The organism is Piscinibacter sp. (assembly GCF_050175855.1).
Classification (GTDB): domain Bacteria; phylum Pseudomonadota; class Gammaproteobacteria; order Burkholderiales; family Burkholderiaceae_C; genus Piscinibacter.
Genome location: NZ_JBFXIO010000127.1, coordinates 1 through 11,823, shown reverse-complemented (window position 1 = coordinate 11,823; position 11,823 = coordinate 1). Strand labels below are relative to the sequence as shown.

14 protein-coding genes and 1 pseudogene are annotated in these 11,823 nt (G+C 69.3%); all 15 read left to right on the top strand.

Going from position 1 to position 11,823, the window contains the following annotated elements; all coding sequences use genetic code 11:
* Nucleotides 1-227: pseudogene (locus AB7U92_RS11680) on the top strand (ABC transporter substrate-binding protein); the annotation flags it as partial.
* Nucleotides 228-307: 80 nt separating this feature from the next.
* Complete coding sequence (locus AB7U92_RS11675) at nt 308-1,189, top strand: branched-chain amino acid ABC transporter permease (RefSeq protein ID WP_428576599.1); 882 nt, start codon at nt 308-310, stop codon at nt 1,187-1,189.
* Entirely contained in the window at nt 1,186-2,136 is a 951-nt protein-coding gene (locus tag AB7U92_RS11670) for a branched-chain amino acid ABC transporter permease (RefSeq protein WP_428576597.1), read from the top strand. The genes AB7U92_RS11675 and AB7U92_RS11670 overlap by 4 nt, the downstream gene beginning before the upstream one ends.
* Nucleotides 2,133-2,876, top strand: coding sequence for an ABC transporter ATP-binding protein (locus tag AB7U92_RS11665; RefSeq protein WP_428576594.1), 744 nt, complete (start codon nt 2,133-2,135; stop codon nt 2,874-2,876). Before AB7U92_RS11670 ends, AB7U92_RS11665 begins: the two co-directional genes overlap by 4 nt.
* A 2-nt stretch (nt 2,877-2,878) precedes the next feature.
* Nucleotides 2,879-3,583 (top strand): ABC transporter ATP-binding protein, encoded by a 705-nt coding sequence (locus tag AB7U92_RS11660; RefSeq protein WP_428576591.1) that lies wholly within the window; start codon nt 2,879-2,881, stop codon nt 3,581-3,583.
* Between the two features lie 135 nt (nt 3,584-3,718).
* Nucleotides 3,719-4,141, top strand: a complete 423-nt coding sequence (locus AB7U92_RS11655; protein WP_428576589.1) for a hypothetical protein — start codon at nt 3,719-3,721, stop codon at nt 4,139-4,141.
* Nucleotides 4,142-4,335: 194 nt separating this feature from the next.
* Nucleotides 4,336-6,066, top strand: coding sequence for a cytochrome D1 domain-containing protein (locus AB7U92_RS11650; protein ID WP_428576586.1), 1,731 nt, complete (start codon nt 4,336-4,338; stop codon nt 6,064-6,066).
* A gap of 15 nt (nt 6,067-6,081) precedes the next feature.
* Complete coding sequence (locus AB7U92_RS11645; protein ID WP_428576582.1) at nt 6,082-6,402, top strand: c-type cytochrome; 321 nt, start codon at nt 6,082-6,084, stop codon at nt 6,400-6,402.
* Nucleotides 6,403-6,405: 3 nt separating this feature from the next.
* Nucleotides 6,406-6,732: a c-type cytochrome gene (locus AB7U92_RS11640; protein WP_428576579.1), complete on the top strand. Its 327-nt coding sequence runs from the start codon at nt 6,406-6,408 to the stop codon at nt 6,730-6,732.
* Nucleotides 6,729-7,901: a cytochrome D1 domain-containing protein gene (locus tag AB7U92_RS11635; RefSeq protein ID WP_428576577.1), complete on the top strand. Its 1,173-nt coding sequence runs from the start codon at nt 6,729-6,731 to the stop codon at nt 7,899-7,901. Before AB7U92_RS11640 ends, AB7U92_RS11635 begins: the two co-directional genes overlap by 4 nt.
* A gap of 2 nt (nt 7,902-7,903) precedes the next feature.
* Nucleotides 7,904-8,896, top strand: a complete 993-nt coding sequence (locus AB7U92_RS11630) for an Lrp/AsnC family transcriptional regulator (protein WP_428576574.1) — start codon at nt 7,904-7,906, stop codon at nt 8,894-8,896.
* Nucleotides 8,883-9,371 carry an Lrp/AsnC family transcriptional regulator gene (locus AB7U92_RS11625; protein ID WP_428576572.1) on the top strand — a complete coding sequence of 163 codons (489 nt, stop codon included), beginning with the start codon at nt 8,883-8,885 and terminating at the stop codon, nt 9,369-9,371. The genes AB7U92_RS11630 and AB7U92_RS11625 overlap by 14 nt, the downstream gene beginning before the upstream one ends.
* A complete protein-coding gene (locus tag AB7U92_RS11620; protein WP_428576569.1) occupies nt 9,358-9,846 on the top strand; it encodes an Lrp/AsnC family transcriptional regulator in 489 nt (162 codons plus the stop codon). Before AB7U92_RS11625 ends, AB7U92_RS11620 begins: the two co-directional genes overlap by 14 nt.
* 2 nt (nt 9,847-9,848) lie before the next feature.
* The gene (gene nirJ, locus AB7U92_RS11615; protein ID WP_428576566.1) at nt 9,849-11,054 is read left to right on the top strand and encodes a heme d1 biosynthesis radical SAM protein NirJ; all 1,206 of its coding nucleotides are present in this window, start codon (nt 9,849-9,851) and stop codon (nt 11,052-11,054) included.
* A partial coding sequence (locus AB7U92_RS11610) for a cytochrome D1 domain-containing protein (protein WP_428576563.1) occupies nt 11,051-11,823 on the top strand: 773 nt, incomplete at its 3' end. The genes nirJ and AB7U92_RS11610, both read left to right, overlap by 4 nt.

The window sequence follows — 11,823 nt, the reverse complement described above, 5'->3', positions numbered from 1 at the left end:
GCCAGCGCGTGGCCATCGCGCTGCGCCAGCTCAAGTACGACTGGTACAAGGGCCCGCAGTTCTACCGCAAGTGCGACCACCAGTCGGTGCAGTCGGTGGTCATCGTCGAGAGCAAGTCCAAGGCCAAGACGGACAAGTACGACGTGTTCAACGTGCTGTCCATCGAGGCCGCCGACGAGACGAACCTGCGCACCTGTGAGGAGATGGGCCACAAGGTCACGACCTGAGATGAAGCCCCCAAGCTCACTGCGTTCGCTGCCCCCCGAGGGGGCGCTCAGCCCCTTCGGAACGGCCGGGCGGGGCTGACATGGAGATCACGCCCTCCCTGCTCGCGCTGCAGCTGGTCACCGGCGTCGCGCTCGGCGCGGTGTATGCGCTGCTGGCCATCGGCCTGAGCCTGATCTTCGGCATGCTCACCGTGGTGAACTTCGCTCATGGCGCGTTCTTCATGGTGGGCGCCTTCGTCGGGCTCTACTTCCTCGGGCTGACCGGCAACTTCTGGTTCAGTCTGGTGCTCACGCCGATGGTGGTCGGCGCGATCGGGCTGGTGACCGAGCGCTTCCTGGTGCGGCCGCTGTACGGCCGCGGCATCGACTACCCGCTGCTGCTGACCTTCGGCCTGTCCTGGGTGCTGATCGAGGCGATGCGGGTGATGTTCGGCATCGAGGGCCTGCCGTCGTCCACGCCGCCGGAGCTGCGCGGGGCGGTGGATCTCGGCTTCGGCTACTTCCCGAAGTACCGGCTGTTCCTGATTCTCGCCACCGCGGTGATCGTGCTGGCGCTGTGGCTGTTCCTCGAGAAGACCCGCTACGGCCTGATCGTGCGCGCCGGCAGCCGCGACGGCGAGATCTGCAAGGTGCTGGGCATCGACATCGCGCGCGTCTGGCTGGTGGTGTTCGGCATCGGCACCGGCATCGCGGGGCTCTCGGGCGTGCTGGCCGCGCCCACGCGCGCGGTCAACCCGGAGATGGGCATCCACGTGCTGGCCGAGAGCTTCGTCGTCACCGTGGTCGGCGGCATGGGCTCGCTGCCCGGCGCGGTGCTGGCCGGGCTGCTGGTGGGCATCGTGTTCTCGCTCACCTCCCTGTTCGCGCCCGACCTCGCGGAACTCTCGATCTTCGTGCTGATGGCAGTGGTGCTGCTGATCCGGCCGCAGGGCTTCTTCGGCAAGAAGGGGCTGCTGTCGTGACGCAGGTCTTGGACACGATCAAGCGTCACCGCGTGGCGGCGGTGCTGCTGTTCCTGCTGGTCTTCCCGCTGCTGATGCCCTACCACGCGCTGGCCATCAATATCCTGCTGTTCGGCCTGTTCGCGATGGGCTTCAACCTGCTGTTCGGCTACACCGGGCTGCTGTCGTTCGGCCATGCGGCCTTCCTCGGCGTGGGCAGCTACCTCACCGGCATCGCCATGGTGCATGGCGGCTGGCCGTGGTGGCTGGCGGTGGTCGCCGGCGTCGTGGCGGCCGGCGTGGCCGGGCTGGTGATCGGCTTCCTCGCCATCCGCACGCGCGGCATCTACTTCTCCATGGTGACGCTGGCGCTCGGGCAGATCGTCTACTACGCCTTCTACAAGGCCGAGCGCTGGACGGGCGGCGAGAACGGCCTGCGCGGAATCCAGGTGCCGGAGATCCACCTCGGCCCCTTCGTGCTCGACTTCATCAACCCGGTGACCAAGTACTACGTGATCCTCGCCTTCGTGGCCGTGGCGTTGTGGTTCGTCTCGCGCATCCTCGCCTCGCCGTTCGGCGCGGTGATCGAGGCGGTGCGCGAGAACGACCGCCGCGCCGCCGCCTGCGGCTACGACGTGGCGCGAACCAAGCTGCTGGTGTTCGTGCTCTCCGCGGTGATCTGCGGGCTGGCCGGCAGCTTGCGCGCGCTGCACCTGTCGATCGTGCCGATCGACTCGCTGCACTACCTGCTGTCGGGCCAGGCGGTGATGATGTGCCTGCTCGGCGGCATGGGCACCTTCTTCGGCCCCTTCGTCGGCGCGGCGGTGTTCCTCACGCTGGAAGACGTGGCCACGGTGTTCACCAAGCACTGGATGGCCATCGTCGGCGCGGTGTTCATGTTCTTCGTGCTGTTCTTCCCCAGCGGGATCTGGGGCACGCTGGTCAAGCGGCTGGAGCGGGTGCGATGAGCACGCCGATCATCGAGGTCGAAGGCGTCAGCATGCGCTTCGGCAAGTTCGTGGCGCTGAACAACGTCAGCACGAAGTTCGAGGCCGGCAAGCTCAGCGCCATCATCGGCCCGAACGGCGCGGGCAAGAGCACCTTCTTCAACGTGGTCAGCGGCGCCTTCCCGCCGTCGAGCGGGCAGCTGAAGTTCCAGGGGCGCGACATCACCGGCCTGGCACAGCACGAGTTCGCCCGCATCGGCATCGCCAAGAGCTTCCAGATCACCAACGTGTTCAAGCAGCTCAGCGCGCACGAGAACGTGCGCGTGGCGGCGCAGATGCGCAGCAGCCGCTACCAGTTGCTGACGCCGCGCGCGAAGCTGCGCGCACTGACCGACCGCGCCCACGAGCTGCTGGCGCGCGTGGGCCTGGCGCACCTGGCCGACCGGCCGGCCGCCGACCTCGCCCACGGCCAGCAGCGCGCGCTGGAGGTGGCGATGGCGCTGGCCGCCGAGCCGGTGCTGCTGCTGATGGACGAGCCCACCGCCGGCATGTCGCCGGAAGAGACCAAGGTGATGATGGACCTGATCGTCGAGCTTGCCGCCGAGCGCTCGGTCATCCTCGTCGAGCACAAGATGAAGCTGGTGATGGGCATCTGCGAGCGGCTGCTGGTGCTGCACCACGGTGAATTCCTCGCCGAGGGCACGCCCGACGAGATCCGTGCCAATGCCGACGTGCGGCGCGTCTACCTGGGACAGGGCTGAACATGCTGCACGTCGACGGACTGGACGCCTGGTACGACCGCAGCCATGTCGTGCAGGGCCTGAGCTTCGAGGTCCAGCGCGGCGAGATCGTCACGCTGATGGGCCGCAACGGCGCCGGCAAGACCACGACGCTCAAGGCGATCATGGGCCTGCTGGCCCGGCGCGGCGGCAGCGTGCTCTTCGATGGCCAGGAGATCCTCGCCCTGCCGGCGCATGCGCGCTATCACCGCGGCCTGGCCTACGTTCCCGAAGAGCGGCGCATCGTCCCCGGCCTGACCGTGCTGGAGAACCTGCGACTCGGGCTGATCGCGGGCAAGGAGCGCAGCCGCGAGAAGGAACGCATCGACACCATCGCGAAGACCTTCCCGCGCCTGGCCGAGCGCATGGACCAGGAAGGCACCTCGCTGTCTGGCGGCGAGCAGCAGATGCTGGCCATCGCGCGCGCGATGATGAGCAGCCCGCGCATGATCCTGCTCGACGAGCCCTCCGAGGGCATCATGCCGCTGCTGGTGCACGAGATGTTCGTGCTGTTCGAGCAGATGAAGCGCGACGGCACCACCATCCTGCTGGTGGAGCAGAACGTCGAGCGCGCGCTGTCGATCTCCGACCGTGCCTACATCCTCGACCAGGGCCGCATCGCGCACCAGGGCGAGGCCTCCGCGCTGCTGGCCGACCGCGAGATCCAGGAGCGCTACTGCGCGGTGTAGCGCAGGCGGCGGAAACGGTAACGGCCGCGTGATCTGAACCACGCGCTTGCAGGGGCATTTGTTACCGCGCTCACAAAGCGCCGTGTAACTGACGCATGCTCATCGCCATGCGTGATGCGCCCCCGAGGTGTTGAGATGAATCCCTTCACCGCACTCCAGCACCAGCCTCCGGCCCTGCACTCCGTCCAGCTCCTGCTCGTCGGACTGTTCCTAGCGTCCTACGTGGCCGCGGTGACCGGCCTGCTCGAGCCGCGCGGCCGCCTGCGCGCGGCGGCGCTGGCCTCGGCAGCCGGATTGGGCATGGGCTTCGTCTTCACGCCCTGGACGCTCGGCGCGCTGCTGGCGGCACTGAGCATCGGGGCGGTGGGCGTGTTCATCGGCGCCAGCTGGCTGCTCAGCCGCGCGCTCGGGGTGCACGAGCACCACACCACGTTGCTGCCCGAGGCGGAAGACGACGCCACGGCCGACGCGGCCTTGCCCGCGCCACGGCTGCCCGCGATGGCCGAGCCGGCCCCGCCCCGCTTCGCCGCGCCGACTGCGCCCGCGCCGCTGTCCTGAGGGGGCGCCGTCGGGCGGCGACCTGTCCGACCCGGCGGAGTTGAGATTCCACAAACTCCGGCGACTCTGCCTGCGATCTGATCCGCGCAGACCGACTGCGCGCGTTCGGGCTTGAACTGGTTCAAGGACGGCCCAGCCTCCCGGCCGGACCATGGCCGCACATCAACCGGACAGGTCAACCCCAGGAGAGCCCCATGACAAGCCGCTATCCCGCGTCGCCGCTCACGCTGACGGCCGCGCTGCTGATTTCCCTCGCGTCCTTCGGCGCCACGGCGCAGGAGAAGAAGGGCGTCACCGAGCCCGAGCTCAAGTACCAGGCCGGCGCGTCGCCGCTGGCCTCGGAGCCGATGTACCAGTCGAGCAACCCCAAGGCTCCGCCGATGACGCAGGCCGAGTTCGACACCGCGCGCAAGATCTACTTCGAGCGCTGCGCCGGCTGCCACGGCGTGCTGCGCAAGGGCGCCACCGGCAAGCCGCTGACGCCGGACATCACGATCGGCAAGGGCACCGACTACCTCAAGGTCTTCATCGCCTACGGCTCGCCGGCCGGCATGCCGAACTGGCAGACCAGCGGCGAGATGACCGAGAAGGAAGTCGACCTGATGGCCCGCTACATCCAGCAGGACCCGCCCATGCCGCCGGAGTTCGGCATGGAGCAGATGAAGCAGACCTGGAAGGTCATCGTGCCGCCGGAACAGCGGCCGAAGAAGAAGATGAACAGCTACAACATCCAGAACATCTTCTCGACCACGCTGCGTGACACCGGCGAGGTGGCGCTGATCGACGGCGACACCAAGAAGATCATCAACATCGTCAAGACCGGCTACGCGGTGCACATCTCGCGCCTGTCGGCCTCCGGCCGCTACCTGTTCGTGATCGGTCGCGACGCGAAGATCAACATGATCGACCTGTGGATGGAGAAGCCCGACAACGTGGCCGAGATCCGCGTCGGCCTCGAGGCCCGATCGGTCGATACCTCGAAGTACAAGGGCTACGAGGACAAGTACGCCATCGCCGGCAGCTACTGGCCGCCCCAGTACACCATCATGAACGGCGACACGCTGGAGCCGCTGAAGATCGTCGGCACGCGCGGCATGACGGTCGACAAGCAGGAGTTCCACCCCGAGCCGCGCGTGGCCTCCATCCTGGCCTCGCACTACAAGCCCGAGTTCGTGGTGAACGTCAAGGAGACCGGCAAGACGCTGCTGGTGGACTACTCCAACCTGAAGGCGCTGAAGGTCACCGAGATCGAGACGGCGCGCTTCCTGCACGACGGCGGCTTCGACTCGAGCAAGCGCTACTTCATGGTGGCGGCGAACCAGAGCAACAAGATCGCCGCGGTCGACATGAAGGAAGGCAAGCTGGAGAGGCTGATCGACGTGGGCAAGATCCCGCACCCCGGTCGCGGAGCGAACTTCGTGCACCCGAAGTACGGCCCGGTGTGGAGCACCGGCCACCTCGGCGACGAGACCATCTCGCTGATCGGCACCGACCCGAAGAAGCACAAGGACAGCGCCTTCAAGGTGGTGCAGACGCTCAAGGGCCAGGGCGGCGGCTCGTTGTTCCTCAAGAGCCACCCGAAGTCCACGCACCTGTACGTCGACACGCCGCTGAACCCCGACCCGAAGATCTCGCAGTCGGTGGCGGTGTACGACATCAAGAACCTCGAGAAGGGCTACACCGTGCTGCCCATCGCCGAGTGGGCCGGCCTGACCGACGACGGCGCCAAGCGCGTCGTGCAGCCGGAGTTCAACAAGGCCGGTGACGAGGTGTGGTTCTCGGTGTGGAGTGCCAAGGACAAGCAGAGCGCGCTGGTCGTCGTCGACGACAAGACGCTCAAGCTCAAGGCCGTGATCAAGGATCCGAAGCTGATCACGCCGACGGGCCACTTCAACGTGCACAACACTCAACATGACGTGTACTGACACGGGAGTCACCCCATGAAGACGCAACTCACGTTCGCGATCGGCCTGGCGGTGGCGGCGCTCGGGGCTTCGGCCCCGGCGCAGGCCAACCCCGAGGCGGCGATGGAGAAGGCCGGCTGCCAGGCCTGCCACGCCAAGGACAAGAAGATGGTCGGGCCCTCCTTCAAGGAGATCGCCGCCAAGTACAAGGGCCAGGACGTGGTGGCCACGCTGATGCAGAAGGTGCGCACCGGCGGCAAGGGCAGCTTCGGACCGATCCCGATGGCGCCGAACCCGCCCGAGAAGATCAACGACGCCGATCTCAAGTCGGCGGTGGAATTCATTCTCAAGAGCTGAGCCATGGGCGCGCGACGGCTGCTGATCCTCGGGCTCATGGCCGTCGCGCTTCCCGCTTTCGCTTCGCCCGATGCGGTGCGCCAGCGCGAGCTGGTGCGCATGGTCCGCCAGGACTGCGGCTCGTGCCACGGCATGGCGCTCACCGGCGGGCTCGGCCCCGCGCTTACCCGCGCGGCGCTGGCCGACAAGCCGCTCGATTCGCTCGAGGCGGTAATCGAACACGGCCGCCCCGGCACGCCGATGCCTCCGTGGCGCTCGATGCTGCGGCCCGGCGAATCGCGCTGGATCGCCGAGCGCCTGGTGGCCGGTTTTCCCGAGGAATCACGATGAAGCGCCTGGCGCTGACCCTGGGCGCGGCGCTGCTGGCCGGCTGCGCCGCCACCGTCGAACCGACCAAGGGCACCGGCGACCTCGGCGTGATCGTCGAGCGCGCCACCGGCACGGTGGCCATCGTCGACACCAGCGAGCGCCGCGTGCTCGCCGAGGTGCCGGGGCTGGGCGACCTGTCGCACGCCTCGGTGGTGTTCTCGCGCGACGGCGGCAGCGCCTTCGTCTTCGGCCGCGACGGCGCGCTCACCCGCGTCAACCTGATCTCCCGGCGCATCGAGCAGCGCGTGATGCAGGCCGGCAACTCGATCGGCGGCGCGGTGTCGCAGGACGGCACGCTGGTGGCCGCGCAGAACTACCAGCCCGGCGGCGTGAAGGTATTCGACGCGAAGACGCTCGAACTCGTCGCCGACATCCCGGCCGAGTATGCGCCGGGCAAGCTCTCGCGGGTGGTCGGCCTGGCCGACCTGCCGGGCCGGCGCTTCGTCTTCTCGCTGTTCGACGCCGACCAGGTCTGGGTGGCCGACGTCTCCGATCCGAAGGCACCGAAGCTCACCAGGTTCGAGAACGTCGGCCGCCAGCCCTACGACGCGCTGGTCACGCCCGACGGCCGCCACTACATCGCCGGCCTGTTCGGGGAGGATGGCCTGGCGCTCATCGACCTGTGGGCCGACAAGCCCGTCGTTCGCCGCATCCTCGCCGGCTACGGCCGCGGGCAGCAGCCCCTCCCCGTTTTCAAGATGCCGCACCTGCGCGGCTGGGCCGTGGCCGGGCGGCATGCCTACCTGCCGGCCATCGGCCGCCACGAGGTGCTGGTGGTCGACACCGAGACCTGGGCCGAGGTGGCGCGCATCCCCGTGGCCGGCCAGCCGGTGTTTGCGATGGCCCGGCCCGACGGCCGCCAGGTGTGGGTCAACTTCGCCGTGCCCGACTACGACCGCGTGCAGGTGATCGACACCCTGACGCGCCAGGTGGTGAAGACGCTGGAGCCGGGCAAGGCGGTGCTGCACATGGAGTTCACGCCGCGCGGCGAGGCGGTGTGGATCAGTTCGCGCGACGCCAACCGCGTGAGCGTGTACGACACGCGCAGCTTCGATGCGCTGGCGACGCTGCCGTTGCAGGCCCCGAGCGGCGTGTTCTTCACCAGCCGCGCGGCGCGCATGGGGTTCTGACCATGCAGCGACTCGACCTGCTCAACGGCTGGCAGCACGGATTTCCGCGGGAGGCGCGTCCGTTCGCGCGCATCGGCGAAGTGCTGGGCAGCGACGAAGCAACGGTGATCGCCGGCTTCGAGGCGGCGCGCGCCGATGGTTCGCTCAGCCGCATCGGCGGCGTGTGGGCGGCCGGGGCCGGCGGTGCGGCGCTGCTGGTGGCGATGGCGGTGCCGGCACAGCGCCTTGCCGCCGTGGCGGCGCAGGTCGATACGCTGCCCGGCGTCAACCACAACTACGAGCGCGAGCACCGCTTCAACCTCTGGTTCGTGATCACCGGTCCGGATGCGGCCACGCTGGCCACGCTCCTGGACGCGCTGGAGCGAAGCACGGGCCTGGCCACGCTGCGCCTGCCGATGCAGCGCGTCTATCGCATCGACCTCGGCTTCGACCTGCGCGCCGTGAGTGCAGCGCCTGCGGCCTGCGAGCCGGCCCGCCGCGCGCCGCCGGTGGCCGAATCCGACCGGGCGCTGGCCGCACTCGTCGAGGCGGGGCTGCCGCTGGTCGTGCGACCCGACGCCGAATGGGCGGCCCGACTCGAGCGCAGCGAAGTCGACCTGCTGTCGACCCTCGCCTGCTGGCTCGACCGCGGCACACTGCGCCGCTTCGGCGTGGTGGTGCGCCACCACGAGCTGGGCTTCGACCGCAACGCCATGACGGTGTTCGACGTGCCGGACGACGAGGTCGATGCCTGCGGCGCGGCGCTCGCCGCCCAGCCCGGCGTGACGCTGTGCTACCGCCGCGCGCGGGCCGAAGGCTGGCCCTACAACCTGTACTGCATGGTGCACGGCCGCGAGCGCGACGGCGTCCGCGCCACGATCGGCGCCGCCGCCCGTGCGGCCGGGCTGGACCGGCATCCTCACGAGGTGCTGTTCAGCCTGCGCCGCTTCAAGCAGCAAGGCGGCCGCTACTTCCGCGATGCCCGACCCGAGGAGCTTCGGCATGAACTCGCCTGAGGCGCCCGACCGCATCGACCTGCAGCTCATCGACCGGCTGCACGGCGAGCTGCCGCTGACCGAGCGCCCCTTCGCCGACATCGGCGCCGAGCTCGGCGTCTCGGAGGACGAGGTGATCGAGCGGCTGCGCCACCTGCTGGCGCGTGGCACGCTCACGCGCTTCGGCCCGCTGTTCCAGATCGAGCGCGCCGGCGGGCTGTTCGTGCTCGCCGCCCTCGAGGTGCCGCAGGCGAGCTTCGAGCGCATCGCCGGCATCGTCAACGCCTTTCCCGAGGTGGCGCACAACTACCGGCGCGAGCACCAGCTCAACATGTGGTTCGTGGTCGCCGCCGAGAGCCACGAGGCGGCCTTCGATGCCCTCTCCCGCATCGAGCGCGCCACCGGGCTGAAGGTGCATGCGTTCCCGAAGGAGCGCGAGTATTTCGTCGAACTGCGGCTTCCGGCCGCGGCAGGAGCCGGCCATGGCACTGTCTGATTTCGACCGCGAGCTGATCGCCGCCACGCAGAGCGGACTGCCATTGGTTTCGCGCCCCTACGAGGCGGTAGGCGCGATGCTCGGCGTCAGCGGCGAGCGGGTGAGCGAGCGGCTCGGCCAGATGCTCGCCGAAGGGCTGATCCGCCGCATCGGCGCGGTGCCCAACCACTACAGGCTCGGCTTCACCGCCAACGGCATGACGGTGTGGAACGTGGCCGACGAGCGCGTCGACGAACTCGGCGCCATGGTCGGCGCCCTGCCCGGCGTCAGCCACTGCTACCGCCGCCCGCGCGAGCTGCCGGTGTGGCCCTACAACCTGTTCGCGATGGTGCACGGCCGCTCGCGCGACGAGGTCGAGCGCCAGGCGGCGCAGATCCGCGCGCTGCTGGGCAGCGCCTGCAGCGGCAGCGACATCCTCTACAGCAGCGCGATCCTGAAGAAGACCGGGCTGCGCCTCTCGTCATCGGAGAACTGACCATGTTCCGCGTCTCGCAGTACATGCGCGAACTCGCCCAGGCCGAAGCCACCGGGGCCTATCCCGTGCCCGCCACGCGCGGCAGCGGCCAGCCCCCGGGACCCTTGGGCCCTGTCGTGATCTGGAACCTGATCCGCCGCTGCAACCTCACCTGCAAGCACTGCTACTCGATCTCGGCCGACCACGAGTACGCCGGCGAATTGAGCACGCCCGAGGTGTTCACGGTGATGGACGACCTCAAGGCGTTCCGCGTGCCGGTGCTCATCCTCTCCGGCGGCGAGCCGCTGATGCGCCCCGACATCTTCGACATCGCCGCGCGCGCCAAGGCGATGAAGTTCTACGTCGGCCTGTCGACCAACGGCACGCTGATCGACGCGCCGATGGCCGACCGCATCGCGACGATGGGTTTCGACTACGTCGGCATCAGCCTGGACGGCATCGGCGCCACACACGACAAGTTCCGCCGCCTCGAAGGCGCGTTCGACCGCAGCCTGGCCGCGATGCGCATGCTGCGCGACCGCGGCGTGAAGGTGGGCATGCGCTACACGATGACGGCGATGAACGCGCACGACCTGGTGCCGCTGCTGCGCCTGATGCGCGAGGAGCAGATCGACAAGTTCTACTTCTCGCACCTGAACTACGCCGGCCGCGGCAACATCCACCGCTCGCGCGACGCGCAGTTCGAGACCACGCGCAACGCACTCGACGTGCTCTACCAGGCCGCGTGGAAGGCGGCCTGCGACGGCAGCGAGCAGGACTTCGTCACCGGCAACAACGACGCCGACGGCGCCTGGCTGCTGCAGTGGGTGCGCGAGCGTTTCCCGCGCTGGGAGGCCCCGCTGCGCCAACGCCTCGTGGCCTGGGGCGGCAACGCCTCCGGCGTGAACGTGGCCAACATCGACAACCTCGGCGTGGTGCACCCCGACACGATGTGGTGGCACCACAGCCTGGGCAGCGTGCGTGAGCGGCCGTTCTCGCAGATCTGGATGGACACCTCCGACCCGCTGATGCGCGGCCTGAAGATGAAGCCGCGCCCGGTGGGCGGGCGCTGCGCCTCGTGCAGGCATTTCGACCTCTGCGGCGGCAACACGCGCACCCGCGCGCAGCAGGTCACCGGCGATGCCTGGGCGGCCGACCCCGGCTGTTATATGAGCGACGAGGAGATCGGCCTGCACCAAGCCGACAGCGCCGCGGAGGCGGTCGCATGAAGCCCGCCGCGCACTGGTGGAAGTTCGCCCTGGCCGCCGGCATGCTCGCCATGGCCGCCGACATGGCGCGCGCGCAGGCGGATCCCGCTGCGCTCTACCGTGAGCACTGCGTGGCCTGCCATGGCGAGCAGCGCCTGGGCGGCATGGGGCCGGCGCTGCTGCCGGAGAGCCTGCAGCGCGTGCGCCCGGCCGAGGCCACCTCGGTCATTGCCCAGGGCCGCACCGCCACGCAGATGCCCGGCTTCGCCGACAAGCTCTCGGCCGAGCAGATCGCCGCGCTGTCGAAGTGGATCTACTCGCCGGTGACGCCCGCGCCGACCTGGAGCGAGGCGCAGATCCGCGCCTCGCGCAGCGAAGTCGCGGGCGCCGCCGCGCTGCCCGCCCGCCCGGCCTGGAAGGCCGACCCGCTGAACGTGTTCCTGGTCGTCGAGGGCGGCGACCACCATGTCTCCGTCGTCGACGGCGACCGCTTCGAGGTGATGCACCGCTTCGCCTCGCGCTTCGCGCTGCACGGCGGGCCGAAGTTCTCGCCCGACGGCCGCTTCGTCTACTTCGGCTCGCGGGACGGCTGGATCACCAAGTACGACCTCTGGAACCTCGCCGTGGTGGCCGAGGTGCGCGCCGGGCTGAACATGCGCAACGGGGCCGTCTCCGGCGACGGCCAGTGGGTCATGGCCGCCAACTACCTGCCGCACACCGTGGCGCTGTTCGACGCCGACCTGAAGCTGCAGCGCGTCAACGAGGCCGCCACGCTCGACGGCAGGGCGAG